Below are 24251 nucleotides of genomic sequence, written 5' to 3' on the forward strand. Positions count from 1 at the left end.
GATTTTTTACCAATCGAGCTGGTGTCCCGTTTGCCGATCCCGCTCCAGTGGAATTGGGCGATTTCGCATACGTGACCTGCGGATCTCGTTGATTGGCGATGAATGCGGGGTTTATCCCGGCGATTGGGCACATGGTAGCGTAGGTGTGCTCGCAGTTGTACTGCCGTGGCCTCGTAATGCTTTCGCAATCAGCTCCGGTTTTTAGACTTTGCCCGGCATTGCGCTATAGCCAGGTGCTTTCCAGAGTCGCTGGACCAAGCGCAGGTGTGCACATAACGCATGAACCGGCATTTCGAGAGAAGATGAGTATGAGTCACGATCAAGTCATAAAGCGGATGCGCGAAGACCTTGAGCAGTTGGGCAACGAGGTCCGCAATATGTCTGCCCATGAACCACGAAACGTCCTGGTGTCTGCTGCATCCGGTGCAGTATTTGCTCTGGTTTTTTCATGGCTTGCATTCAAGGTCTGGTTCTGAACGCCTGCGAGAGCTAGGCCACGGCAGTTAATCGCCTGAGTCAGGCCAAGGCCGTATGGCTTTTTTGTGTCTGACGGCCCGTATCTTGTTTGCCCTTGGAAATCCGCTTTTACAGCTTTTGTATCCTCTCGCTTACACGTTGGCGACCAGATCGCTACCCACTTCTGCCGTCCATCACGGTCTGAGTAGGCAGGTCATCAATCCATTGCCTGTCTAGAGAGTAAACCCGGATGTTGAGTCGAGTAGCAAAAATAGCGTTGTTCGCGATTGTACTGTCGTCCGTTTCAGGCTGCTGGCCGTTCTGGCCTGGCCCGGGCGGACATGGCGGCGGTGGCGGTCACCATGAAGGCGGTGGCCCTGGTCCTGGCGGCCCTGGCCCGGGTCGCTGATTCACCAGCAGGGCGGCGGTTCGCTGCCCGGCGTACAGGGTCTGACTGACTGGAAGGGCGCGGCGGGTTCTACTCGTCGCGCCCTTCCATCATGGTGCGCCTGAGGATTACGTACACTGCGCCTGCACCACCGTGTTTGGCCAGGCAGGAGCAAAAGCCCAGTACCTGCGGATGCTGACGCAGCCAGGTGTTGACGTGGCTTTTGATCATCGGTCGCTTGCCGTCCAGGCGTACCGCCTTGCCATGGGTGACACGTACGCAGCGTATTTCCAGACGCGTCGCTTCAGCCAGAAATTCCCACAGCGTCTCTCGCGCCACTTCCACGCTCATGCCATGCAGGTCAAGGCTGCCCTCGAAGCTGATCTGCCCGAGTTTGAGCTTGCGCATCTGACCTTCCTGCACGCCGTCACGCGACCAGCTCAGGACATCCTCAGGACCGACGTCGATCACGAATTGATCCGACAAGCCGTCGACGGTCACCGAGTCGGTACGCACGGTTGCCGACTGGCGCAGACGGGCCAGCATTTTTCGATCGGTCTTGGGTTTGCCGACATCGGCGTGTTCATGCTTGAGCGGCTTGACGCCGCGTGTCTCGCTTCTGAACAGGGAAAAATCGTCGTCTTGCATGGGGCCTCCGCGAAGGAGGCCATTCTAACCGCTCAGGCGAGAGGGTCAGTTGTGTTTTTTCATCAGATGCGAAGAGATACTCAAGCCGCCGCCACTGCGCTGACGACGGCAGCGGCGCCATAGCCAGACGCCCATGTACAGCACCAGCAATCCGCCGATGGCGACAAACGCCGCGCCGCCCGGGCTGGCATTCAGTTCGCCCAGCATCTGCGGGTGAACCGTGAGGCTGGATGCACCGGCAACTGCCAGCAACAGGCCTGCGACCACAAGGAGCAGTGCGATCAGCGTGCCGATGCGTTTGCCCCAGTTGCCCTGACCCCTGGGGCGCAGGCGACGTGCATCGAAACCATCTGACGTTTTCATGCCTTTTCCTCAACAGGTATCAGCTCAATGGAGTATCGGCGCTCTGACCCGGGGAAGGAGGGGTGGTTCCCGCCTCCGGGACGATCCATGACGGCAAAGGATGGGCGGTTATGTGAACGCTGTCACACGCTCCTTCGCCTGTGTAGCGTCAGACAAGGTCTTTGGTCAGTGCCAGGGTGGCGAAGTTGTCGGCCATGATTGCCATCTCGGTTTTGTGCACGACCTCAGCGCTGACCACACCGTGCGGGCTCGGCAGGTCACGGGTTGCGCAGGCATCGTCGACCAGGGTGCAGCGATAGCCGTAGTCCTTGGTGGCGCGAACCGTGGTACTGATACTCGAATGGCTCATGAAGCCGCAGACGATCAGGTCCAGGTGCCCCAGGCTCTGCAGCAGTTCATGCAGTCCGGTGCCATTGAAGGCATTGGGCAGGCGTTTTTCGACCAGATGTTCATCACCCTGCGGCAACAGCTCCGGCACCAGTTCGCCGCGCTCGCCATGTGGATCGAACGGGCCGCCCACAGTGCCCAGATGGCGGATGTGAACAATCGGGCACTTGACCGCCCGTGCTTTCTCGACCAGTCGGCCGATGTTGGCCATCGCTTCCCTGACGCCGGTCAGGGCCAGCGGGCCGCGAAGGTATTCTTTTTGCGCGTCGATGATGATCAGCGTCGCGTTACTCAGATGGGCAGGCGCATGCACCCGGCCACTGAGTTGAAACATGGTCTTTAAATCGGACATTCACGGGCTCCTTGGTGTGGGGCTTTTGCGACATTGTCCTCTGGCTGAAGCGTTCTGGGAATGGCAACCATCGCAAGCCACGGTTTTTATGGCCTGCAGGGCAGTTGGAGGAGGGGGTGGATGGCGGTTTGCCTTGATGGCGGTACGCGAATCATGGAAACTTCCCCGCCTATCGGGTACGAAGAATGCACGTTGTTCGTAACCAGACTGTTCACCGAGGCTCGTCTTACAACAGTTCGTGCCTTTCAAGGAGTTTGTCCATGATCACTTCCCGTCTGCGTACCGTGCGCGACCATATACGCTGGGCCGTCAGCCGCTTTCACGAGGAAGACGTATTTTTCGGTCATGGCACCGACAATGCCTGGGATGAAGCGCGGCAACTGGTACTGGGCGCACTGCACCTGCCTTGGGAAATTGCCGACAGCTACCTGGATTGCCGCCTGGAAGTCGACGAAATATCCGAACTGCAACGCTTGATCAAGCGGCGCATCGATGACCGTGTGCCGACCCCGTACCTGCTGGGCGAGGCCTGGTTCTGTGGCATGTCGTTCATTGTCGATGACCGCGTTCTGATCCCGCGCTCACCTATTGCCGAGCTGATCGAAGAGCGTTTCGCCCCTTGGCTGGCCGACGAGCCGGCGCGGATTCTCGACCTGTGCACTGGCTCCGGTTGCATCGGTATCGCCTGTGCCGATGTGTTCCCGGACGCCGAGGTGGCCTTGGCCGACCTGTCCTACGACGCGCTGGAAGTGGCCAACCAGAACATCGAACGTCACGGCATGGAGGACCGGGTCTACACCGTTCAGGGCGACGGATTCGACGGCCTGCCGGGTCAGCGCTTTGACCTGATCGTTTCCAACCCGCCCTATGTGGACGCCGAAGACTTTGCCGATATGCCTGACGAGTATCAGCATGAGCCGGAGCTGGCGCTGGCCTGTGGCAGCGATGGCCTGAACCTGGTCCGCCGCATGCTCGCCCAGGCCGCCGATCATCTCAACGAGAAGGGCCTGTTGATTGTCGAGGTCGGCAATAGCCAGGTGCACGTGCAGGCGCTGTATCCGGAGGTCGATTTCGCCTGGCTGGACTTCCAGCGGGGCGGGCATGGTGTGTTCATGCTCACGGCAGAACAGTGCCGCGACCATCAGGCATTGTTCCAGTCGAAGGTTTGAGCTCAACAACCGCGATAAGCGGCTGAGACCAAAGGGAGGCTGATATCAGCCTCCCTTTTTTATCGGCGTGTCTTTTATCGGTGCGTCGCGATCCAGATCAGCAGTCCGGCCTGAAAGACCGCGAAGGTCACCAGGCAGGCAATCGTGAAGCGCAGGCCGCTGTCCTCACGCTTGTATTTGCTCACCCGGTCTTCATGCTGACGGATCGTCACCTCCTGTTCGATCAGGTTTTTCTCGGCCTTTTCCAGCATTTGCGAGGCTTCGAGAATCTCGATGATCTGCACCTTGTCGTTGTTCCAGGTGCTGTGCAGGTTGCCGACGTGTACATCCTTGATCGCGCCTTTCATGTGCTGGGCATCGGCATACGTCACTTCAAAGCCCAGAGTGCGCAGAAAGTGATCGCGACGCAGACGTGTGTCTTCGTTCAGACCGTCCTTGCTGGCCAGCGCCACGCCTTCAATCTTGTAGGAAGACCATCTTTTCTGCGCCCAATGCACCGCATGCGCAATCATGAAACGCCCGATGCCGCGGTTCCATGGCTCGATCTGCAAGCCTGACTCGGGACCGAAGCGCACCATGCGCTTTTCATGGTCGGCCCAGATATCCAGATGGTTCTGTTCCTTGCGGACCCGCTGACCTGGCAATTGCACCGTGATCCGCAGCAGGCTCAAGGCCTTGCTGTGCCGCTCGGCACGCCCGAACTGTATGAAGCGCAGAGGGCGGCCGCCGGTAGCACGGTCGGTAGGCAGTGGCGACAGACGCAGCATCTGAAAGCTTTCGGGCAGAACGTCTTCCCACGGCTGCGGGGGTACTGGCACTGCGACTTCTGCGCTGGCCGGTTCTGCGAGGGTTTCAGTCATGGTAGTTGCGTCTGTCATAAGGGTGTCCTTTCCTGGGCCTTGCCCCGGAGCATGTTTGCCGGGGCATAAAGGTGCCGAAACACTAAGGTGCCGGAACACAGGGCCAGCACATTGCTATCGGCCAGATTTGCCAGGACTGAAGGGCTGTTGACTCGTGCGCGTCAGATCTTTTTTCCGTGTGGGGCGTCCGGGGCAGGGAGTGCCTTGATGAAGCTCAGGATCCGCTCGGTCACTTCACTGGCCAGCGGCTGGGTCGGATTGCGGTAGGAGAGCAGTTGCTGCTGCAGATCGTCCGGGACGATGCGCAGCACATGATTCATGCCGTCGATCAGGGCCAGTTGGGCATCCGGTTTGGCTTTCTGCAGCAGCAGCGCGTCGCCCACACCGACCTGAATATCGTTGCGACCCTGAACGATCAGCGCCGGAATGTGCAAGGCACCGAAAGCCGCCGCCGGATCCTGGCGGAACAGCGAGATCAGGTACGGCTGGACACTGGGGCGGAACACCACTTCCAGCTCGGCGGGCACGTTGTCATCGGTCTTGCCAGCCTTGAGTTCGTCGAGCAACTGATCGCTGCGCTGCAGCAGGTCCGGTGGCAGGCGCTCCTGAAACTGTTCACGCAGCACCTGATCCACCGGGCGTCCGGTGCCGGCCACGGAAATCAGTGCTGCTGCACCTACCTTCTCAGCCGCCAGCGTCGCCACCAGCGCACCTTCGCTGTGGCCCAACAGAATCAACTGGCCCAGGCGCGGGTTGGCTTTCAGTGCTCTGGCCCAGAGCTGGACATCGGCCACGTAGCGCTCGACGCTCAGGTTGCGTTCATCCGGTGTGACCGCCTTGCTGGCTGCGACGCCACGTTTGTCGTAGCGCACGCTGGCGATATTGTTGCTGGCCAGGATCACTGCCAGGCGTTTCATGCTGTCGTTGCGTCCACCTTCCGGGTTGTTGCCGTCGCGGTCGGTGGGGCCGGAACCGGCGACGATCAGCACCACCGGCACCGGTTTGTCGGAACGCGGCATCAGCAGCGTGCCGTACAGCTTGCCGTTTTCGGTGTCCACGCTTATCGGCCGCTGCACCGTGCCGGGGGCCGCAGCGCTGGCGGTCGCGGCGGCCAGACTCAGGATCAGGGTTATCGGCAGGGCCAGCAGACGCAGCGCGTTGGGAACTCGAAGCAGGGAAATACCGGATAACATCGCAAGGCCATCATTGGGGGAGTCACGCTTGGACGCACGCCGTGACAGAAGGTTCGAGGATGAACTGAACCGCGAGCCTGCGTATACTGGCGCGCTTGGTTTAACGATCTGGTTTTTTGGCTGATTTTTCGGAGCGCCCGCATGTCCGGCAACACTTTCGGCAAGCTGTTCACTGTCACCACCGCCGGCGAAAGCCACGGCCCGGCGCTGGTCGCTATCGTCGACGGCTGCCCGCCGGGGCTGGAGCTGGACCTGCAAGACCTGCAGCGCGACCTGGATCGGCGCAAGCCGGGCACCAGCCGCCATACCACGCAGCGTCAGGAGGCCGATGAGGTCGAGATTCTCTCGGGTGTCTTCGAGGGCAAGACCACAGGTGCGTCCATCGGCCTGCTGATCCGCAACACCGATCAGAAGTCCAAGGACTATTCGGCGATCAAGGACCTGTTCCGCCCGGCCCACGCCGATTACACCTATCACCACAAGTACGGCATCCGCGATTACCGTGGTGGTGGCCGCAGTTCGGCAAGGGAAACCGCCATGCGTGTGGCCGCAGGGGCCATTGCCAAGAAGTATCTGGCAAGCCAGGGCATCGTCATTCGCGGCTACATGAGCCAGCTTGGCCCGATCCCGATCCCGTTCAAGACCTGGGATTCGGTCGAAGACAACGCGTTTTTCTGCCCCGACCCTGACAAGGTGCCGGAACTGGAAGCCTACATGGACCAGCTGCGCCGTGATCAGGACTCGGTCGGTGCGAAAATCACCGTGGTCGCAGAAGGCGTGATGCCGGGGCTCGGCGAGCCGATCTTCGATCGTCTGGACGCTGAGCTCGCCCACGCGCTGATGAGCATCAACGCGGTCAAGGGTGTGGAGATCGGTGCCGGTTTCGACTGTGTTGCCCAGCGCGGCACCGAGCACCGCGACGAGATGACGCCCCAGGGTTTCCTGTCCAATCACGCGGGCGGCATTCTCGGCGGCATTTCCTCCGGCCAGCCGATCATCGCGAATCTGGCGCTCAAGCCGACCTCCAGCATCACCACGCCAGGGCGTTCGATCGATGTCGATGGCAACGCCGCCGACGTGATCACCAAAGGTCGGCATGACCCGTGTGTCGGCATCCGTGCCACACCGATTGCCGAGGCAATGATGGCCATCGTTCTTCTGGATCATCTGCTGCGTCATCGCGGTCAGAACGCCGACGTCAGCGTCAACACGCCTGTGCTGGGGCAGGTGTAATGCACGCTGTTACGGTTGCGGACTGCTAGCGTGGCGCAACCTGCCGGCGGACAGCTGCCTTACTGGCGGCTGTCCGGGTTCTACGTATGCTATTTCGCCTTGCTGGGCCTGTCGGCGCCTTTCATGGCCCTTTACCTGCATCATCTGGGTTTTTCCAGCGCACGGATCGGCGAACTGGTCGCCATCCCCATGCTGATGCGCTGCGTTGCGCCCAGTCTCTGGGGGTGGCTGGGTGATCACACCGGTTGGCGTCTGACCATTGTGCGGTCCGGCGCCATCTGCACGTTGCTGGCGTTTTCGCTGATCCTGGTCGAAAAAAGCTATGCCTGGCTGGCGATGGTCATGGCGCTCTACGCGTTCTTCTGGCACGCCGTGCTGCCGCAGTTCGAAGTCATCACCCTGGCACACCTGCAAGGCCAGACCTCGCGTTACAGCCAGATCCGCCTGTGGGGCTCGATCGGTTTCATTCTGGCGGTCGTGGTGCTGGGGCGGGTGTTCGAATGGTTCAGCCTGGACCTGTTCCCCTACATCGCACTGGCGATCATGTCCGGTATCGTTGTCAGCAGCTGGTGGGTGCCGAATGCGCATCCAGCACCGTCGAGCCTTGAAACCGGGCCGGGCGGCTTTCTCAGGCAACTGACGCGCCCCGGTGTATTGGCGTTCTACCTCAGTGTCGCGCTGATGGTGCTCAGCCATGGCCCGTATTACACCTTTTTGACCCTGCACCTCGAAGCGCTTGGTTACAGCCGGGGCCTGATCGGCCTGCTGTGGGCGGTCGGCGTGGTGGCCGAAGTGCTGATGTTCACGGTCATGAGTCGGATTCTGCAGCGCTTCACCGTGCGCCAGGTACTCTTCGCCAGCTTTCTGCTGGCCGCATTGCGCTGGCTGCTGCTGGGGCTGTTTGCCGATCACCTCACCGCGCTGCTGATTGCGCAGGTGATGCACGCCGCGACATTCGGCAGCTTTCACGCCGCTGCCATTCACTTCGTGCAAAGTAGCTTCGGTCCGCGTCAGCAAGGTCAAGGGCAGGCGCTTTATGCCGCCTTGTCCGGCGTCGGCGGGGCGTTGGGTGCTCTGTATTCCGGTTACAGCTGGAACGCACTGGGCCCGGTCTGGACCTTTGCCATCGCCAGCCTTGCAGCCTTGGCCGCTGCCGTCATGATTGTCACACCCAAGAAAGAGGAAGGTGTATGAGCCGCGAACAATTGAGCCTGGAAATCATCGAGGCCGGGCGTTTTCTGTACGGCCGTGGCTGGTCGCCTGCCACCAGCAGCAATTACTCTGCGCGTCTTTCTGCCAGCGAGGCGCTGTTGACCGTGTCCGGCAAGCACAAGGGCCAGTTGGGCCCTGACGATGTGTTGGCCACCGATCTGGCTGGCAACAGCCTGGAACCCGGTAAAAAACCGTCTGCCGAGACCTTGCTGCATACCCAGTTGTACAGCTGCAGGCCGCAGGTCGGCGCCGTGCTGCACACCCACTCGGTCAACGCGACCGTGTTGTCGAGGCTGACCACGGCCGATCATCTGGTGTTCGAGGATTACGAACTGCAAAAGGCCTTTAGCGGCGTGGTGACTCATGAGTCGCAGGTCGTGGTGCCGATTTTCGACAACGATCAGGATATTGCCCGCCTCGCGGCAAAGGTGCAGCCTTGGCTGGACGCCCATCCCGAGTGCGCCGGCTACCTGATCCGCGGTCATGGCCTCTACACCTGGGGCGCTAAAATGAGCGACGCCTTGCGCCAGATCGAAGCGTTCGAGTTCCTGTTCGAGTGCGAACTGAAAATGCGCGCGGTATTGAACCGCTGATCGTATCCCGCCCAAACCAGCTTTTAAGCCTGACCGGCCTGTAAAAGCCGGAAGGTGTTGCACCAAACCGAGGATTTCACGCATGAGCAGCCTGTCCGTTTATCACGTTTCAAGCCCTGATATGCCCAACAAGGTGCTGACCCATCTGGAAGACATCGCGTCGACGCTGGCCGAGCACGGTGTGGCGTTCGACCGTTGGGAGGCCGCGACGCCGATCACCCCCGGTGCCAGCCAGGAAGAGGTGATCAGCGCCTATCGCACCCAGATCGACAAGCTGATGACCGAGCGCGGTTATGTCACCGTGGACGTCATCAGTCTCAACAGCGATCATCCGCAAAAAGCCGAATTGCGCGCCAAATTTCTTGAAGAGCACCGCCACGGTGAAGACGAAGTACGCTTTTTTGTCGCCGGGCGCGGCTTGTTCACCCTGCACATCGACGACTATGTGTACGCCGTGTTGTGTGAAAAGAACGACTTGATTTCCGTACCGGCCGGCACGCGGCACTGGTTCGATATGGGCGAAAACCCGCACTTCGTTGCCATCCGCCTGTTCAACAACCCTGAAGGCTGGGTGGCCAATTTTACCGGTGAAGACATTGCCGGCCGTTTTCCACGGCTGGAAGACTGAGAGGAGCCCGATTCTGATGCCCATCAAAGCTATCCTCACGGATATCGAAGGCACCACCAGTGCAGTGAGTTTCGTGTTCGACGTGTTGTTTCCGTTCGCCAGAAAGCACTTGCCCGCATTCGTTCGCGAAAATGCCGAGCAACCGGCCGTGGCGCAGCAGCTGCAGGCGGTACGCGAGCAGGCCGCTGAACCGGACGCTGATGTCGAGCGCGTCATTGCGCTTCTGCTGGAGTGGATCGCCGAGGACCGCAAGGCCACGCCGCTCAAGGCCCTGCAGGGCATGGTCTGGGAGCAGGGCTACAGCGCCGGACAGCTCAAGGGCCATGTTTATCCGGATGCTGTCGAGGCCTTGAAACACTGGCATCAACAGGGTTACCGGCTTTACGTTTATTCCTCGGGCTCGATTCAGGCTCAACAATTGATTTTCGGCTGCTCCGAGGCGGGCGACCTGTCCGGCCTGTTCAGCGGTTACTTCGATACGACGTCCGGCCCCAAACGCGAAGCGCAGTCCTACCGGGCGATAGCGCAGGCAATGGACTGTCCTGCCGGGGAGATTCTGTTCCTGTCGGATATCGTCGAAGAACTCGATGCCGCACAGGCCGCCGGCATGGCCACCTGTGGTCTTGCGCGTGATGGCGGGGCACTTGCCGGGCACCGACATGTGGCCAGTTTTGCGCTTATCGATCCAGCGTCCTTCTAGAAAACTCCCGCCTGCTGTGCGCGGCATCGCCCTGATGCCGCTGCATTGAAATATGCCTGCCACAAGGCTCACACATTACTTTTGTAGGGCTTTTCCTGTTATCGAGTGAGCTGTTGCCTGGTCGAAAGTGCGTTGAATCTGTTTGTTCTGTTCGCGGTTTTTCAACGTGATTATTCGTGTAAGTTCTGCGCCATCGTCACCGGGGGCACGGACAACACCTGTACCGACTGCCGGGCGAAGAAGGAGCGGCAGCGATGGGCAGTGCCATGACAGAAAGCGCAACCAGGGATTTATTGATACAGCAGATGGTGAGCACGATTACCGAGCTTGATGGGCAGACTGCCATCGAAAACGCACTCGAGTGGTTACGGCGCGAATGCAGCAGTGAGCGCGCGATGTTCTTTCAGTTCAAGGGCCCGGTGTTGCTGACATTCATCACGTCCAGCGTCGACGATGCCTGGGGCGAGGCCTACCGCCAGCACGATTTGATCACGCAGGACCCGGTGATCCGTTGTTATCGCAATCAACTGGGCTTCCTGAACTGGCAGGATGCTTTCAGGCAATACCCGGTCTCCGCCTTTTATGACGAGCTCGTCGATGCCTGCGAACTGCTTCCGGCCATCTCCTACGGCTACACCAATCATTGCCGTGGTGCCGACAGCGTGACATCGGTCTGTACCCTGGGCGAAGTTGAGCGTCCCATCAGCGCTGAACAAAAGTACCTCATGAGCAGTCTCATGCCAGTGCTGCACAGTGTCGCGCGTGGTCTGAAGTTCTGTTCACGCGGTCTGACTCATCGCGAACTGGAAGTGTTGCAGTGGGCCAGAGACGGGAAAACGGCCTGGGAGATCTCGATGATCCGCGACGTATCGGAATCGACGGTGAAGTATCACCTCAAGACCATCTACTCCAAGCTGGGCGTTGCCAACAGGGCACAGGCGGTGGGCGAAGCACTTTGTCGTGGTCTGATCAGATAGTCGGCCGACAAAACGCAGGCAAAAAAAGCCGCGAGAACAAAGTGTAATCGCGGCAAACAAGGGATGAGAGAGCGTACAGCGGGTGCCACCCAAGAGGGTGGCGGGCAAAATCAACGTGTGTGGTACGTCGGCAGATCAAAACGGTGCTGGCTTTGCAGCATCGAGATAGCTGGCAGCTCGCTGGCTTGTGCAGCCAGGTCGCGGCGGATGGCGCTGATTACCCATTCCAGTTGAACTGGTGTGTGCAACTGAGCATAAGAGACTGAGCGACGGATCTGCTTACCATCCTGGGTACGCAGTGACAACAGAACACCACCATCTGGGCGCGGCTGGGTAGTAACGGTGTAGTCGGAGAATACGGAAGCGAATTTTTCTTGAATAAAAGTCATGTGAGGCGGCTCCATTGCTCATGGGATAACAAGCTTGCAAGTACTATTGCAGTGTCTGTGCCAGTCTTTCTCTTAAAATAAATCCTTTAAAATCAATCACTTGAAATAACCCCTAATTTTAGTCTTCGTGCATTTTGCATGAACACCCGTCGTGCGCCCTGCATTTTGCCGTTTCCTGCACGATGAGGATCGGGCAGAAGGGGGATTGCATGGATAGCGGCGATCAGGAGCAGGCATTGCGCATCCGCGTCGATGCTGATCGAACAGCTGGCGAGACTTGAGGTCAGTGTGTGTATCGACGCCGGGTCAACGCATGCCCGGAGTACCGTGCGCCAAGGAGTAGTTAATGACCGATACAGATATCAGCGCTTCGAAAACCATGACTGAAGACGAAGCCGCCGAGTTCGCCGAGCAGGTATTCGATGTGGCTCGCCAGGGAAATGCAGTCATGCTGGAGCGCCTGCTTGAAAAGGGCCTGCCTGCAGATCTGCGCAACCACAAAGGCGATACGCTGCTGATGCTGGCCAGCTATCACTGCCATGCGGATGCGGTCCGTGTGCTGCTGAACCACAAGGCTGATCCTGAAATCCGCAACGATAACGGCCAAAGCCCCATCGCCGGTGCAGCGTTCAAGGGCGATCTGGCGGTGGTCAGGTTGCTGGTCGAGGCGGGTGCCGACATAGACGGTGCCTCTGCTGATGGCCGTACCGCATTGATGATGGCGGCGATGTTCAATCGCAACGAAATAGTCGATTACCTGATCAGTCAGGGCGCGGACCCGCATGCCACTGACGCCAAGGGCATCACTGCACTGGGCGCCGCTCAGGCAATGGGTGCGACCGTCACCATTGAGCAGTTGACCAGAATGGGCGTGCAGCCAGCCCGGTCCTGACAGCGAGTGCAGTGACAGCAAGGCATGAACACATAGAGGCGCGATGGATTTACCGTTATCCTTCGCGCCTCTTTTTTTGCCCGCTATCAGGATCGCCCCCCATGAAAGACTCACTGGTCGAATTAATCAGCAAAGTCAGCTCCGGCTGCATGGGCGACGATGAAATCGTGCATATCGCCGATGAGGCCGCGCAGGCGTATGCCGATCCGCAGGCATTTCTGGCCGCCAACCCTGATATCAACTACGACGATACATTCCCGATCCCGCTGGGCGAGTGGGTCGTGGTGGGCAGTCTGCCGGAAACCGTTCTGTTCCAGGCCGACAGCTACATGGACCTGTTCGAGCAGATCGTTCAGTCGTTTGGCAAGGACGTGACCTTCAACATCAAGCCCAGGCAGCTGGCCAAGGTCGAGCCGCTGGTCGCGCTCAATCGCATTCAGATTCAGTTGAGCAGCATGAACAAGGAGATGGGCGGCTATGTGCTGATGAACTTCAGCCAGCCACTGGATGACGAGTTGCAAGCGGTGCTGGTGTACGGCCGTGACGAAGCGCGCGTAGTCGAGCTGGCAGCATCGGCAGGCATCCATGCCGCACCTGCACTGCAGGCATTGCGCGGTTAACCCAGCGCCGTATCGAGAAACATCATCACCGCAAAGCCGCCCATAAGGCCCAGGGTTGCCGAGGTCTGATGGCCATTGCGGTGGGTTTCCGGGATGACTTCATGGGACACCACGAAGATCATCGCGCCTGCTGCCAGCCCCATGCTCAGCGGATAGGCGATGGCAAAGCCGCTGGAGATACCCAGGCCCACCAGTGAGCCCAGTGGCTCCATGAGGCCGGAACCGATGGCCACCAGCATCGCCTTGAAGGCTGACAGGCCGGTGGCGCGCAGGGCCAGCGCAATGGCCAGACCTTCGGGAATGTCCTGAATGGCGATGGCGGTGGTCAATGGCAGGCCGACATTCATGTCGCCGCTGGCGAAACTGACGCCAATCGCCATGCCCTCAGGCAGGTTATGCAGGGTGATCGCCAGCACGAACAGCCAGACCCGACTGATTCGCTCCGAATGAGGTCCCTGGCGGCCTACGCTTTCATGCTCGTGCGGGGTGAATTTGTCCAGTCCCAGCATCAGCAGCACACCCAGTCCCAGACCGGCGACAACCGTCGCAGCGGCCCATGGGCCGCTGTCGGTAATGTCCCGGGCGGCTTCCAGGCCTGGAAGAATCAGCGAGAACGAACTGGCCGCCAGCATCATTCCAGCGGCAAAGCCGAGCATGATGTCCTGAGCGCGTTGCGAAACATTGCGCAGGGCAACCGCCATCACGGCGCCTAGCGCCGTGGCCAGAAAACCCGCCATGCCGCCCAGCAGGGCGTGATTGAAGTTGACCTCACTGGTGCCATGGAAGGCGTTATAAAGACTGATGCCAACGAGGCCGACGACGATCAGCAGGGCGAGGGCAAAGCCCAGGCTCACCAGTGGGCTGCCCTGGAACTGGTTTAACCAGGCCGCCCAGGGCGTTTGGGGTTGTGCGGGCGTAGGCATTGACAGGCTACCTTTGATAAAGGGGGAGCGATGGTGACTGAAATACAAAGTCGACCCCGTCTGGGAGACCGAGAATATAAGGTTGGTTCAACGGAACCCCCGAACGGCGCTACTATCCTAGGAGGGTAAGCATTCAATTTAGGGGCAACACCATGGGTTCTAGCTTCAACGGCCTGGTCGGCTTGATCATTCTGGCGCTCGATATCTGGGCCATCATCAACGTCTTGAAAAGCGGTGCCGAGACCGGCAAGAAAATCCTCTGGGTATTGCTGATCGTACTGCTTCCTGTGGTAGGCCTGATCATCTGGGCAATCCTCGGACCGCGTGGCAACGTACGCATGTGATACGTCCACACGCTGGGCAACACAACGCTTGATTACTTTGGGTAATCAGGCGTTTTTCGTTTCATGCGCCGGGCATTCGCAGCGGCAATGGCACGCCAGGCTGCATAGAGGTTCGACCTGTCATGTTCCTCGACGTAGAATGCGCGCCTTTGTTGTGGGCGGTCGGCCGTCCTGTCATCAGTACCCAGCGGGAGCTTACCCATGAGCGATTATCAGGAAACGTTATACGAAGGCTACGGCCAGCGCTTTCGTATGGAAAAAATGCTTCACGAAGTACGTACCGATCACCAGCACCTGGTGATCTTCCAGAACCCGCGCATGGGCCGTGTCATGGCGCTGGACGGCGTCATTCAGACCACCGAAGCCGACGAGTTCATCTACCACGAAATGCTCACCCATGTGCCGATTCTGGCGCACGGTGCAGCCAAGCGTGTGCTGATCATCGGCGGCGGCGACGGCGGTATGCTGCGTGAAGTCGCCAAGCACATGAGCGTCGAACACATCACCATGGTCGAGATCGATGCGACCGTGGTCGAGATGTGCAAGGGATATCTGCCCAATCATTCCAGCGGCGCCTTTGACGATTCGCGTCTGAACCTGGTCATCGACGACGGCATGCGCTTCGTCGCGACCACCGAAGAAAAGTTCGACGTGATCATCTCCGACTCCACCGATCCGATCGGCCCGGGTGAAGTCCTGTTCTCGGAAAACTTTTATCAGGCCTGCCATCGCTGCCTCAACGAAGGCGGCATTCTGGTCACCCAGAACGGCACGCCCTTCATGCAGTTGAGCGGTGTGCAGACCACGGCCGGGCGTATGAACGGTCTGTTTGCCGACTGGCATTTCTATCACGCTGCCATCCCGACCTACATCGGCGGAGCGATGACCTTCGCCTGGGGCTCGACCGACAAGAGCTATCGCAAATTGCCGCTGGAAACCCTGCGTCAGCGTTTCTCGGGCAGCGGTATTGTTACGCGTTATTACAATCCGGAAGTCCACATCGGTGCGTTCGCCTTGCCGCAGTACGTTCTGCAGGCCGTGGGCAAGGCCAGCAACGACTGATGAGTCGGTCCGGCTTCTCGAGCCGGATTCTCTCGAGCGTCGCCTGCAAGGCTTTATAAGCGCTTAATTCGCGACAGAAATTTCACACGTTCTGTCACAGAATTGCGCGCGAAGCTGAACAGGCACGCGTCTTCATGGGCTGACCTGGCCCCTGCGACCCGCAATCAAGTAATATCTGCGCCCTGTCGCGCGCCGTCTGCCTCAAGAGCAAGGCGGCGCTGCACCCTGAACCTACCCCTGAATCCACCGGATCCTGACAACCATGGCCAAAACGGACGCCCAGATTCATCGGCAAGCCCGCCTGCAAAATCCCACTGTCAAATCGCATCTGGCTTACATCCTGCTCAGTGGCTTCGCCCTGATGGTGATGTACACGCTGTTGCGTATCGGTCTGCTGGTCTACAACCGCGAGATGATTGGCGACACGCCTGCCTCGACGTTCCTTGAAGCACTGTTCAACGGCACGCGCTTCGACCTGCGCCTGACCATGTACCTGTTGATTCCGCTGGTGCTGTCGCTGTTCAGCGCACGCGCCATGGCGGCACGCGGGTTCTTCCGTTTCTGGCTGACCCTGGTCGGCAGCATCACGCTGTTCTTCGGCTTGATGGAAATGGACTTCTACCGTGAGTTTCACCAGCGCCTGAACGGCCTGGTGTTTCAGTACGTCAAGGAAGACCCGAAGACTGTCCTGAGCATGCTCTGGTACGGTTTCCCGGTGGTCCGCTACCTGCTGGCATGGGCCGTGGTGACCTGGCTGCTGAGTCTGGTGTTCAAGGGTATCGACCGTGCAACCCGTCCACGTGTTGCTGCAAAAACCAGTCCGGAGGCCACTCGTTCCATTGCGCCTTGGTATGTGCGCGCCGGTGTGTTCGTGCTGGTGTTGCTGGTCATGGTGGTCTGCATCCGTGGCACCTTGCGCCAGGGCCCGCCTTTGCGCTGGGGCGACGCCTACACCACCGAGTCCAATTTCGCCAACCAGTTGGGCCTCAATGGCACTCTGACGCTGATCACGGCGGCCAAGAGCCGTATGTCCGAAGATCGCGACAACATCTGGAAAGCCACGCTGCCACAGAACGAGGCCCAGCAGACCGTGCGCGACATGCTGCTGACCCCGAATGACAAGCTGGTCGAGCCGGATATTGCCGCTGTGCGTCGCGACTTCACGCCACCGGCAGAGACCACCTTGCCGATCCGCAACGTGGTCGTGATCCTGATGGAAAGCTTCGCCGGTCACTCGGTAGGCGCCCTGGGCAACGATGCCAACATTACGCCGTACTTCGACAAGTTGTCCAAGGAAGGCCTGTTGTTCGATCACTTCTTCTCCAACGGTACCCACACCCACCAGGGCATGTTCGCCACCATGGCGTGCTTCCCGAACCTGCCGGGCTTCGAGTACCTGATGCAGACGCCGGAAGGCAGCCACAAGCTGTCGGGTCTTCCGCAATTGCTGAGTACGGGCCGCAACTACGACGACGTCTACGTCTATAACGGCAACTTTGCCTGGGACAACCAGTCGGGTTTCTTCAGCAACCAGGGCATGACCAACTTCGTCGGCCGCGAGGACTTCGTCAATCCGGTGTTCTCCGATCCGACCTGGGGTGTTTCCGACCAGGACATGTTCGACCGTGGTGCGCAGGAGCTCAAGGCCCGTCAGGACGGCAAGCCGTTCTATGCCTTGTTGCAGACCCTGTCCAACCACACGCCGTATGCGCTGCCGGATCCTCTGCCGGTCGAGCGCGTCACCGGGCACGGCTCGCTGGACGAGCATTTGACCGCCATGCGTTATGCCGACTGGGCGCTCGGCCAGTTCTTCGAGAAGGCCAAAAAAGAGCCTTACTACAAGAACACGTTGTTCGTGGTGCTGGGCGACCATGGTTTCGGTAACGATAAGCAACTGACTGAAATGGACCTGGGCCGTTTCAACGTGCCTCTGCTGCTGATCGGCCCTGGTGTGCAGGAGAAGTTCGGCCAGCGCAGCAGCATTGTGGGTACGCAGGTTGACGTAGTGCCGACCATCATGGGGCGTCTGGGTGGCCTGAACCGCAACCAGTGCTGGGGCCGCGATCTGCTGAACCTGCCTGAGGGTGACAAGGGCTTCGGTGTGATCAAGCCGTCGGGCAGTGAGCAGGTGGTCGCTATCATCAGCGGCAATCGCATCCTGATCGAACCGACCGAGATGCCTGCCAAGCTGTTGACCTACACGCTCGGTGCCAAGCCGCATGCCGAAGAAGTGCCTGATGCGCCGGACACGCAGGAGCTCAAGCGCAAGCTGGAAAGCTTCCTGCAGACGGCCACCAAGAGCCTTCTGGACAACACGGCCGGTGTAGAAGCCAGCAAAAACCGCAACTGATGACAACTGACTCGTCCGGCTGACCGGCGAGTCGGATCAGTCTGGCGACAAGGGCCCTCGGCATTGACTGCGAGGGTCTTTTTTTTGCCCGTCATGGGTGGCCCTGCGGCGTAATCGGTTGAACGAATGCGTGGGCCAAAAGGTCCAGATCACATAAGCCAGAGTGCCTGGCTTCGTATGGGAGGCATTGATGAAACAGTGGGCCATTTTATATCTGGACAAGGATGGTGTGCAGCAGCGCCGCGAGGCTGGTTTTGATGAGCGTCCCAGTGAGGAAGAGGCTGCGCGTTTCCTGCGCAAGGACCTTTACCCAATGACCGACGAGCTGGATCTCAATGATCTTGACGGGCGTACTGAGGAGCCTACCGTGAAGACGCTCAAGGACCATAACAGTGTGCAGATTATTTCCATTACAGAAGTTGCCTGATCTGCGCTGATTCAAAAACCTTTTCGTGGCAACCACTTGGCATCCGGCCCACGATGGGGCTACTCTGCAGATGAGGCTGTTCAGACGGCCTCTGACATCTCGATACCCGACCGGCGCCAAGCCTGGTCCGGTCAGCTACATGCTTGATTCCCCACGCCGGATTATCTGTCGTGAGGCGGCCCCCGAGGACTCGGCGGTCGCTCTGGAAGAGTTGAAACTCTATCTATCGTTGCATAGGAGGACGTTTCATGAGCACAGCCTATCAAGAGGACATCAGCAGTAACGTACTGCGCCGCATGAAAGAAGGCGGTTTTGACTTCGCGCGAATCTATCCCATCGAGTTCTACGCCATCTTCCCGGATGAGGAACGGGCACGGCAGGCCGCAGAGCAATTTCGCGGCGAATCCCTCAACACCCAGGTAAACGTACGTGATGACGGCCATTGGCACCTGCAATTGAGCAAAGTCATGTACGCGACTTATCACGGCATTGGTGACTTCGAGCAGGACTTCCAGACGGTCATTTCACCTATGGACGGCGAAGTCGAGGGATGGGGCGTTACTCAGGAGATCAGAAGACTGCACGCTTGATGGCTGCGGATTGTCAGGCATACACCACCGGCTGATTCGGGACACGTTCCGGATCGGCCGGTTCTGTTTTCGGCCCGCGTTCATAAACAGTGGTCAAAAAAAAGCCACTCAAACGAGTGGCGCAAAGGGAAGTCTGTTTAAAATCCGCAGGCGTTCTTCATCTGCTGGACAAAATATCGGTTGCGGCAAAAACAGCGTTTGGTGCCCTGTTTGCTCGGTTGCTGTGGAGTGTGGCGAACTAATGCTGTTGGCGGAAATCAACTCTGACTATGCTGATCATAGATTTCACGGTTGAATGACGCTTCCGAATGAGGCGCGAAAGAATTGGCTTGGGCGTTTAGTGCACAGGAATGGTGCGTAGAACGTCGAGTGTTTACCTAACCTTTTGAAATTAAAGCGTTTATGCCGGTGGCACGGGCTTTGCGATGGTCTTGGTGTCCATGGTGACAAGGAGTACGGCATGATCCGCACCTTTTATGACGAGATGTACGATGCGGGCGGCGTAGTCCGTCCGCACTATCGGGAGTTCGCCCGCTGGCTGGGTGATACGCCTCCCGAGCTTTTGGCTCAACGCAGGCGCGAAGCCGATCTGCTGTTTCACCGTGCCGGGATCACGTTCACACTCTATGGTGATGAGCAGGGCACCGAGCGGCTTATCCCTTTCGATACCATCCCGCGCAGCATCCCGGCCAGCGAATGGCGGGTTGTCGAGCGTGGCTGCATTCAGCGCGTCAAGGCGCTGAACATGTTTCTCGCGGATCTGTATCACGACCAGCGGATTATCAAGGCCGGGATCATTCCCGCCGAACAGGTGCTGGCCAACGAGCAGTACCAGTTGGCAATGCAGGGCCTGAATCTGCACCGCGATCTGTACTCGCATATTTCCGGCGTCGATCTGGTGCGCGACGGTGATGGCACTTATTACGTGCTGGAAGACAACCTGCGCACTCCGAGCGGCGTAAGCTACATGCTCGAAGACCGCAAGATGATGATGCGCCTGTTTCCGGAGCTGTTTTCCGCACAGCGCATTGCGCCGATCGACCACTACCCGAACCTGTTGCTCGACACGCTCAAGAGTTCCAGCCATCTGGACAACCCAAGTGTCGTGGTGCTGACGCCTGGCCGCTTCAACAGCGCCTTTTTCGAGCATGCGTTTCTGGCTCGCGAGATGGGCGTCGAACTGGTGGAAGGTGCCGATCTGTTTGTCCGCGATGACCGCGTGTTCATGCGCACCACCGACGGCCCGAAAGCCGTTGACGTGATCTATCGTCGCCTCGATGACGCATTCCTAGATCCGTTGGCCTTCAACCCTGATTCGATGCTGGGCGTTCCTGGGCTGCTGTCTGCCTATCGATCCGGCAACGTGGTGCTGGCCAATGCCATCGGTACCGGCGTCGCGGATGACAAGTCGGTTTACCCCTACGTCACCGACATGATTCGCTTCTATCTGGACGAAGAGCCGATTCTCAAAAACGTGCCGACCTGGCAGTGCCGCAAGCCGGAAGAGCTGTCACATGTGTTGGCCAACCTCGGCGATCTGGTCGTCAAGGAAACCCAGGGCTCCGGTGGCTACGGCATGCTGGTCGGCCCCGCAGCGACCGCCGCCGAGATCGAAGCCTTCCGGGCGCGCCTCAAGGCCAAGCCGCATGCGTACATCGCCCAACCCACCTTGTGCCTGTCGACCTGTCCGACCTTTGTCGAGAACGGCATAGCCCCGCGACATATCGATTTGCGCCCGTTCGTTCTGTCCGGTCGCGAAACCCGCGTTGTGCCTGGCGGGCTTACCCGAGTGGCCTTGCGTGAAGGCTCGCTGGTGGTCAATTCGTCACAGGGTGGCGGAACCAAAGACACCTGGGTGGTCGAGGATTAAGGATGCCTGCCAATGTTAAGTAGAACTGCCTCTGATCTTTTCTGGATGTCGCGTTACCTGGAGCGAGCGGAGAACCTCGCCCGCATGCTGGACGTGAGCTATTCGCTGTCGCTGATGCCGCAGGACGGGCGGGGCGACGGGCTGGATGAAATAGCCATGCCGTTGCTGATCACCGGAACGCTGGAAACCTATATCGAGCGTCATGGCGAGCTGCATGCCGAGCGCATGCTGCATTTCTTTGCCCTGGACGCCACCAACCCGGCCAGCATCTACAGCTGCCTGGGCGCAGCGAGGGCCAGTGCGCACGCGGTGCGCGGGCGTATCACCGCAGACATGTGGGAGAACATCAACTCCACCTGGCTGGAGATTCGCGGCATCGCCCAGCAGGGGCTGACCCGCTACGGCATGAGCCGTTTCTGTGAATGGGTCAAGGAGCGTTCGCATCTGTTCCGTGGCGCGACCTACGGCACCATCATGCGTAACGATGCGTTCCGTTTCATCCGTCTGGGTACGTTCATCGAGCGCGCCGACAACACCATGCGCATGCTCGATGCCCGCTATGAAATGCTTGAATTGCGTGGGCCACAGGCCAATGCTGCGGCAGACAACTCGGCGGCCGGTTATTACCAGTGGAGCGCCTTGCTGCGCGCACTGTCCTCGTTCGAGGCTTACACTGAAGTCTATCGGGATGCGCCAGGCGCGCGTCAGGTTGCTGAACTGTTGTTGCTGCGTGCTGACATTCCACGCTCGCTACGCGCGTGTCTGGAGGAGATGGACGTCATTCTGGCCAGCCTGCCGGGCGTCAACGGGCGTCCCGCACAGCGCATGGCTGCCGAGATGGATGCCAGATTGCGCTACACCAGCATCGACGAGATCCTGGCTGAAGGCCTGCACGAGTGGTTGAACGAATTCATTCCGCTGCTGGCCCAACTGGGTGATGCCATTCACACTTCGTACCTGGAGGCTGCATGAGACTTTCGATAAGCCATGAGACCACCTATCACTACGATGACCAGGTGCGCTCGAGTATCCAGTATCTGCGCCTGACGCCTCACGACAGTGAGCGCCAGCAAGTGCTCAGCTGGCAGCTGACGTTGCCACGTCCGGTGCGTGCGCAGATCGACCCCTTTGGCAATATCCTGCACGTCCTGAGCCTGGAAGAGCCGCACGAAGCAATCATCATCGGCGCGCGCGGGCAAGTGGAAATCGATGAAACCCGCGAGGCCGAGCACGAAAGCCAGTCGGCATTACCGTTTTTGCGCGTGACGCGACTGACCGAGCCTGACGAAGCGATTCGCAGTTTTGCGGCCATGGAGTGTCGCAAGCGGGCTGACCGCACAGGGTTGATCGACCTGATGCAGGCGCTCAACCAGCACATGACCTACACCCAGGGCGCGACCGAAGTGGACACCAGTGCCGCGCAGGCCTTCGCCGGACGCTCTGGCGTCTGTCAGGACCATACTCACGCGTTTCTGGCCTGTGCCCGCAGCCTTGGGGTGCCGGCCCGTTATGTTTCCGGTTATCTGTGCAGCGAAGACAGCGAGCATCTGTCCAGCCACGCCTGGGCCGAGGCCTGGATAGACGACGCCTGGTACAGTTTCGATGTCACCAATCAGTTGGCGATCCCCGAGCGCCATTTGAAACTGGCGGTAGGCTTGGATTATCTGGACGCCTGTCCGGTGCGCGGCATGCGGCGCGGCGGCGGATCCGAGCAGATGCACGCCAAGGTCGTGGTGTCGCCCATGACCGGCACGCCGAAAGTGAAAACCCGCGTGCAGGTCCAGACGCAGCATCAGTAACCCGCAGCGGGTCTGCGCATCATGAAATGGCCGGGCTCAACTACCCGGCCATTGTTCATTCGGCAGGGTCGTCGGTGATGTCGTAGAGCGCGTTGTGCAGCTCTTCATAGTTGCCGCCATTGATGACGCTGAAGTAGCCCGCAGCCCTGAGCTGTTCCTGAGCCTTGTCGGCCTTGCTGTCCGTGCTGCTGAAAATGACGAACACGGCATTGCGGTCGTTGAGCACCTGTTTCATCTGATTGACCAACCGTCGGTCATCGACGCGTACGGCGTTCAGTACCGTGCCTGCGTCATAGTCGGTCTGGCTACGTACATCCATTGCCAGTTTGCCTTCCTTCAACGCTGCCACGGCCGCAGCCTGATCGACCATCCCCGCGTGTGCTGCGAAGCTGCTGACAAGTGCCCAAACAGCAATCCATTGGCGCATAAACCCACCTCCCTCAGTGCGAATGGAAAGAGTGGCACAGTTGAACATAGTTCGAAAGCGCGTGGATCAGCCAAACAATCGATTCAGGTTAGGCACGATCAATAACAGCGCAGTGGTAAAGAGGATCAATCCCGCCTGACGTACTTTGGAGTGCTTGAACTTGAACATGGCTGACCGCCTTTTGTTGTTATTCCTGAGCGACAGAAGCAGGCCGATCCGCAAAACAGATCATCGACTGCTGGCAAGGTTGCGCATTGAACAGGTGGGTCCGGTCATTCGACCGCTGGCCCGAGCGCTGAAAGGATTTTGCGCGCTTCCTGTTACAGATCTAACCATAGAGCCGAGGTGCCCTGGAGTTTAGAACTGTTGGGAATCTAAAATTGCTTATCTAGAAGCGAAGGCTATTATCGGAAGGGGCGCTGAATCAACAGGCCTTTTCTAGACGCTTCGTCTTTGCCCGTCAGCTTTGCACCGTTCGTCCGGGACAGATTTTTCCTACATGGAATAAACGTCTGAAACGGGCCGGGGCGCTGCTTGATTTGCCGAGGTCTTCAAGGCAGGCTCTGCCGGTGCGCTACTGCCTCATTACTGCTTCAGGGTCCCTTTTATGTCTTTACGCATCTGTATTCTGGAAACCGACAATCTGCGACCTGAACTGGTCGAGCAATATCACGGGTATGGGCGGATGTTCGAATTACTCTTCGCTCGCCAGCCCATCGCCGCAGAGCTGACGGTTTACAACGTTGTGCAGGGCGACTATCCACCTGCAGACGAGCAGTTCGATGCTTACCTGGTGACCGGCAGCAAGGCCGACTCATTTGGCACCGACCCTTGGATTCAGACCTTGAAGGTCTATCTGCTGGAACTGTATCAGCGCGGCGAAAAACTGCTGGGCATCTGCTTCGGTCACCAGTTGCTGGCCTTGCTGCTGGGCGGCAGGACCGAGCGTGCCGTGCAGGGGTGGGGCGTCGGGATTCACCATTATCAACTGGCCCCCGCCAGGCCGTGGATGACACCGGCGATGGACACGCTCACGCTGCTGATCAGTCATCAGGATCAGGTCACCGCGCTGCCCGAGAACGCCACGGTCATTGCGTCCAGCGAGTTCTGCCCGTTTGCGGCTTACCATATCAATGATCAGGTGCTGTGTTTCCAGGGGCATCCCGAGTTCATCCATGATTTTTCACGCACCTTGCTTGACCTTCGTCAGGAAGCGCTGGGCGAGCAGATTTACAAGCAGGGTGTGGCTAGCCTGGACCACGACCATCATGGCGCGACAGTGGCGGAATGGATGATGCGCTTTGTGGCGCACAAACCGGAAAAACAGTCAGTCTGACCCGGCGCATGGCCCATCGTCATGCGTTCGCCGGACTGTTTGAATGAGGTTGCAGTGGCGGGT

Annotated in this window: 27 protein-coding genes; 19 read left to right on the forward strand and 8 right to left on the reverse strand. The window is 59.1% G+C overall.

The genetic code is table 11. The annotated features are described in order from the left end of the window. Positions 1-308 precede the first annotated feature (308 nt). The gene (locus ACW55A_RS12660; RefSeq protein ID WP_003371518.1) at positions 309-476 is read left to right on the forward strand and encodes a hypothetical protein; all 168 of its coding nucleotides are present in this window, start codon (positions 309-311) and stop codon (positions 474-476) included. A 458-nt stretch (positions 477-934) separates the two neighbouring features. Here the strand turns inward: ACW55A_RS12660 and ACW55A_RS12665 are convergent, their stop codons facing one another. The 3 genes from ACW55A_RS12665 to ACW55A_RS12675 all read right to left on the reverse strand — a co-directional run bounded on the left by ACW55A_RS12665 (position 935) and on the right by ACW55A_RS12675 (position 2594). Beyond that, the gene (locus ACW55A_RS12665; protein ID WP_003371521.1) at positions 935-1492 is read right to left on the reverse strand and encodes a Smr/MutS family protein; all 558 of its coding nucleotides are present in this window, start codon (positions 1490-1492) and stop codon (positions 935-937) included. A gap of 45 nt (positions 1493-1537) precedes the next feature. Continuing rightward, entirely contained in the window at positions 1538-1855 is a 318-nt protein-coding gene (locus ACW55A_RS12670; RefSeq protein ID WP_003371523.1) for a hypothetical protein, read from the reverse strand. A gap of 148 nt (positions 1856-2003) precedes the next feature. Next, positions 2004-2594: a cysteine hydrolase family protein gene (locus ACW55A_RS12675; protein WP_498811008.1), complete on the reverse strand. Its 591-nt coding sequence runs from the start codon at positions 2592-2594 to the stop codon at positions 2004-2006. A gap of 260 nt (positions 2595-2854) precedes the next feature. Here ACW55A_RS12675 and prmB point away from each other — a divergent pair, with 260 nt between their 5' ends. After that, on the forward strand, positions 2855-3763 hold the full coding sequence (gene prmB, locus ACW55A_RS12680; protein WP_058396596.1) for a 50S ribosomal protein L3 N(5)-glutamine methyltransferase: 909 nt from the start codon (positions 2855-2857) through the stop codon (positions 3761-3763). 74 nt (positions 3764-3837) lie between these two features. On the opposite strand, the gene ACW55A_RS12685 is transcribed toward prmB, so the two are convergent. Continuing rightward, on the reverse strand, positions 3838-4641 hold the full coding sequence (locus tag ACW55A_RS12685) for a hypothetical protein (RefSeq protein ID WP_498811009.1): 804 nt from the start codon (positions 4639-4641) through the stop codon (positions 3838-3840). A gap of 143 nt (positions 4642-4784) precedes the next feature. Continuing rightward, the gene (locus tag ACW55A_RS12690) at positions 4785-5816 is read right to left on the reverse strand and encodes an alpha/beta hydrolase (protein WP_003436719.1); all 1032 of its coding nucleotides are present in this window, start codon (positions 5814-5816) and stop codon (positions 4785-4787) included. Positions 5817-5957: 141 nt separating this feature from the next. Here ACW55A_RS12690 and aroC point away from each other — a divergent pair, with 141 nt between their 5' ends. From aroC to ACW55A_RS12720, 6 genes are all read left to right on the forward strand, one after another. Beyond that, positions 5958-7049 carry a chorismate synthase gene (aroC, locus tag ACW55A_RS12695; RefSeq protein ID WP_455808023.1) on the forward strand — a complete coding sequence of 364 codons (1092 nt, stop codon included), beginning with the start codon at positions 5958-5960 and terminating at the stop codon, positions 7047-7049. Positions 7050-7079: 30 nt separating this feature from the next. Next, the gene (locus ACW55A_RS12700) at positions 7080-8243 is read left to right on the forward strand and encodes an MFS transporter (protein WP_498811010.1); all 1164 of its coding nucleotides are present in this window, start codon (positions 7080-7082) and stop codon (positions 8241-8243) included. Continuing rightward, a complete protein-coding gene (locus ACW55A_RS12705) occupies positions 8240-8854 on the forward strand; it encodes a methylthioribulose 1-phosphate dehydratase (RefSeq protein ID WP_003371534.1) in 615 nt (204 codons plus the stop codon). Before ACW55A_RS12700 ends, ACW55A_RS12705 begins: the two co-directional genes overlap by 4 nt. A gap of 82 nt (positions 8855-8936) precedes the next feature. Further along, positions 8937-9482, forward strand: coding sequence for a 1,2-dihydroxy-3-keto-5-methylthiopentene dioxygenase (locus tag ACW55A_RS12710; protein ID WP_003371536.1), 546 nt, complete (start codon positions 8937-8939; stop codon positions 9480-9482). A gap of 16 nt (positions 9483-9498) precedes the next feature. Beyond that, positions 9499-10182 (forward strand): acireductone synthase, encoded by a 684-nt coding sequence (gene mtnC, locus ACW55A_RS12715; protein WP_058396593.1) that lies wholly within the window; start codon positions 9499-9501, stop codon positions 10180-10182. A gap of 254 nt (positions 10183-10436) precedes the next feature. After that, positions 10437-11159 (forward strand): helix-turn-helix transcriptional regulator, encoded by a 723-nt coding sequence (locus ACW55A_RS12720; RefSeq protein ID WP_003436709.1) that lies wholly within the window; start codon positions 10437-10439, stop codon positions 11157-11159. 110 nt (positions 11160-11269) lie between these two features. Here ACW55A_RS12720 and ACW55A_RS12725 read toward each other — a convergent pair whose 3' ends face one another. Continuing rightward, positions 11270-11548, reverse strand: a complete 279-nt coding sequence (locus ACW55A_RS12725; protein WP_003315128.1) for a DUF3509 domain-containing protein — start codon at positions 11546-11548, stop codon at positions 11270-11272. A gap of 346 nt (positions 11549-11894) precedes the next feature. On the opposite strand from ACW55A_RS12725, the gene ACW55A_RS12730 reads away from it, so the two are divergent. Together ACW55A_RS12730 and ACW55A_RS12735 are read left to right on the forward strand one after the other, a co-directional pair. Continuing rightward, positions 11895-12440 (forward strand): ankyrin repeat domain-containing protein, encoded by a 546-nt coding sequence (locus ACW55A_RS12730; protein WP_003436706.1) that lies wholly within the window; start codon positions 11895-11897, stop codon positions 12438-12440. Between the two features lie 101 nt (positions 12441-12541). Beyond that, on the forward strand, positions 12542-13060 hold the full coding sequence (locus ACW55A_RS12735; RefSeq protein WP_003371543.1) for a hypothetical protein: 519 nt from the start codon (positions 12542-12544) through the stop codon (positions 13058-13060). Here the strand turns inward: ACW55A_RS12735 and ACW55A_RS12740 are convergent. Then, complete coding sequence (locus ACW55A_RS12740; RefSeq protein WP_455808021.1) at positions 13057-13983, reverse strand: ZIP family metal transporter; 927 nt, start codon at positions 13981-13983, stop codon at positions 13057-13059. The genes ACW55A_RS12735 and ACW55A_RS12740 overlap by 4 nt on opposite strands. 152 nt (positions 13984-14135) lie before the next feature. On the opposite strand from ACW55A_RS12740, the gene ACW55A_RS12745 reads away from it, so the two are divergent. From ACW55A_RS12745 to ACW55A_RS12780, 8 genes are all read left to right on the forward strand, one after another. Further along, positions 14136-14327, forward strand: coding sequence for a PLDc N-terminal domain-containing protein (locus ACW55A_RS12745; RefSeq protein ID WP_003315122.1), 192 nt, complete (start codon positions 14136-14138; stop codon positions 14325-14327). A 201-nt stretch (positions 14328-14528) separates the two neighbouring features. Continuing rightward, positions 14529-15389: a polyamine aminopropyltransferase gene (speE, locus tag ACW55A_RS12750; protein ID WP_498811011.1), complete on the forward strand. Its 861-nt coding sequence runs from the start codon at positions 14529-14531 to the stop codon at positions 15387-15389. A gap of 262 nt (positions 15390-15651) precedes the next feature. Then, complete coding sequence (locus ACW55A_RS12755; RefSeq protein WP_498811012.1) at positions 15652-17739, forward strand: LTA synthase family protein; 2088 nt, start codon at positions 15652-15654, stop codon at positions 17737-17739. 190 nt (positions 17740-17929) lie between these two features. Next, on the forward strand, positions 17930-18166 hold the full coding sequence (locus ACW55A_RS12760) for a hypothetical protein (RefSeq protein ID WP_003436696.1): 237 nt from the start codon (positions 17930-17932) through the stop codon (positions 18164-18166). A 248-nt stretch (positions 18167-18414) separates the two neighbouring features. Then, entirely contained in the window at positions 18415-18756 is a 342-nt protein-coding gene (locus tag ACW55A_RS12765; protein WP_003371555.1) for a ribonuclease E inhibitor RraB, read from the forward strand. A gap of 460 nt (positions 18757-19216) precedes the next feature. After that, positions 19217-20626 (forward strand): circularly permuted type 2 ATP-grasp protein, encoded by a 1410-nt coding sequence (locus tag ACW55A_RS12770; protein WP_003371557.1) that lies wholly within the window; start codon positions 19217-19219, stop codon positions 20624-20626. A 12-nt stretch (positions 20627-20638) separates the two neighbouring features. After that, complete coding sequence (locus tag ACW55A_RS12775) at positions 20639-21598, forward strand: alpha-E domain-containing protein (RefSeq protein WP_003371559.1); 960 nt, start codon at positions 20639-20641, stop codon at positions 21596-21598. Next, positions 21595-22425 (forward strand): transglutaminase family protein, encoded by an 831-nt coding sequence (locus ACW55A_RS12780; RefSeq protein ID WP_003371560.1) that lies wholly within the window; start codon positions 21595-21597, stop codon positions 22423-22425. The genes ACW55A_RS12775 and ACW55A_RS12780 overlap by 4 nt, the downstream gene beginning before the upstream one ends. 55 nt (positions 22426-22480) lie before the next feature. Here the strand turns inward: ACW55A_RS12780 and ACW55A_RS12785 are convergent, their stop codons facing one another. Beyond that, positions 22481-22852 carry a rhodanese-like domain-containing protein gene (locus ACW55A_RS12785; protein ID WP_005731508.1) on the reverse strand — a complete coding sequence of 124 codons (372 nt, stop codon included), beginning with the start codon at positions 22850-22852 and terminating at the stop codon, positions 22481-22483. A 607-nt stretch (positions 22853-23459) separates the two neighbouring features. On the opposite strand from ACW55A_RS12785, the gene ACW55A_RS12790 reads away from it, so the two are divergent. Continuing rightward, entirely contained in the window at positions 23460-24188 is a 729-nt protein-coding gene (locus ACW55A_RS12790; protein WP_003436690.1) for an amidotransferase, read from the forward strand. Positions 24189-24251 lie beyond the last annotated feature (63 nt).

The sequence above is a fragment of the Plantibacter cousiniae (nom. nud.) genome, assembly GCF_977070315.1.

Bases quoted from the DNA above. Each gene is read 5' to 3' on its own strand.
- ACW55A_RS12660 (WP_003371518.1), top strand. From the start codon at position 309: ATGAGTCACGATCAAGTCATAAAGCGGATGCGCGAAGACCTTGAGCAG.
- ACW55A_RS12665 (WP_003371521.1), bottom strand. From the start codon at position 1,492: ATGCAAGACGACGATTTTTCCCTGTTCAGAAGCGAGACACGCGGCGTC.
- ACW55A_RS12670 (WP_003371523.1), bottom strand. From the start codon at position 1,855: ATGAAAACGTCAGATGGTTTCGATGCACGTCGCCTGCGCCCCAGGGGT.
- ACW55A_RS12675 (WP_498811008.1), bottom strand. From the start codon at position 2,594: ATGTCCGATTTAAAGACCATGTTTCAACTCAGTGGCCGGGTGCATGCG.
- prmB (WP_058396596.1), top strand. From the start codon at position 2,855: ATGATCACTTCCCGTCTGCGTACCGTGCGCGACCATATACGCTGGGCC.
- ACW55A_RS12685 (WP_498811009.1), bottom strand. From the start codon at position 4,641: ATGACAGACGCAACTACCATGACTGAAACCCTCGCAGAACCGGCCAGC.
- ACW55A_RS12690 (WP_003436719.1), bottom strand. From the start codon at position 5,816: ATGTTATCCGGTATTTCCCTGCTTCGAGTTCCCAACGCGCTGCGTCTG.
- aroC (WP_455808023.1), top strand. From the start codon at position 5,958: ATGTCCGGCAACACTTTCGGCAAGCTGTTCACTGTCACCACCGCCGGC.
- ACW55A_RS12705 (WP_003371534.1), top strand. From the start codon at position 8,240: ATGAGCCGCGAACAATTGAGCCTGGAAATCATCGAGGCCGGGCGTTTT.
- ACW55A_RS12710 (WP_003371536.1), top strand. From the start codon at position 8,937: ATGAGCAGCCTGTCCGTTTATCACGTTTCAAGCCCTGATATGCCCAAC.
- mtnC (WP_058396593.1), top strand. From the start codon at position 9,499: ATGCCCATCAAAGCTATCCTCACGGATATCGAAGGCACCACCAGTGCA.
- ACW55A_RS12720 (WP_003436709.1), top strand. From the start codon at position 10,437: ATGGGCAGTGCCATGACAGAAAGCGCAACCAGGGATTTATTGATACAG.
- ACW55A_RS12725 (WP_003315128.1), bottom strand. From the start codon at position 11,548: ATGACTTTTATTCAAGAAAAATTCGCTTCCGTATTCTCCGACTACACC.
- ACW55A_RS12730 (WP_003436706.1), top strand. From the start codon at position 11,895: ATGACCGATACAGATATCAGCGCTTCGAAAACCATGACTGAAGACGAA.
- ACW55A_RS12735 (WP_003371543.1), top strand. From the start codon at position 12,542: ATGAAAGACTCACTGGTCGAATTAATCAGCAAAGTCAGCTCCGGCTGC.
- ACW55A_RS12740 (WP_455808021.1), bottom strand. From the start codon at position 13,983: ATGCCTACGCCCGCACAACCCCAAACGCCCTGGGCGGCCTGGTTAAAC.
- ACW55A_RS12745 (WP_003315122.1), top strand. From the start codon at position 14,136: ATGGGTTCTAGCTTCAACGGCCTGGTCGGCTTGATCATTCTGGCGCTC.
- speE (WP_498811011.1), top strand. From the start codon at position 14,529: ATGAGCGATTATCAGGAAACGTTATACGAAGGCTACGGCCAGCGCTTT.
- ACW55A_RS12755 (WP_498811012.1), top strand. From the start codon at position 15,652: ATGGCCAAAACGGACGCCCAGATTCATCGGCAAGCCCGCCTGCAAAAT.
- ACW55A_RS12760 (WP_003436696.1), top strand. From the start codon at position 17,930: ATGAAACAGTGGGCCATTTTATATCTGGACAAGGATGGTGTGCAGCAG.
- ACW55A_RS12765 (WP_003371555.1), top strand. From the start codon at position 18,415: ATGAGCACAGCCTATCAAGAGGACATCAGCAGTAACGTACTGCGCCGC.
- ACW55A_RS12770 (WP_003371557.1), top strand. From the start codon at position 19,217: ATGATCCGCACCTTTTATGACGAGATGTACGATGCGGGCGGCGTAGTC.
- ACW55A_RS12775 (WP_003371559.1), top strand. From the start codon at position 20,639: ATGTTAAGTAGAACTGCCTCTGATCTTTTCTGGATGTCGCGTTACCTG.
- ACW55A_RS12780 (WP_003371560.1), top strand. From the start codon at position 21,595: ATGAGACTTTCGATAAGCCATGAGACCACCTATCACTACGATGACCAG.
- ACW55A_RS12785 (WP_005731508.1), bottom strand. From the start codon at position 22,852: ATGCGCCAATGGATTGCTGTTTGGGCACTTGTCAGCAGCTTCGCAGCA.
- ACW55A_RS12790 (WP_003436690.1), top strand. From the start codon at position 23,460: ATGTCTTTACGCATCTGTATTCTGGAAACCGACAATCTGCGACCTGAA.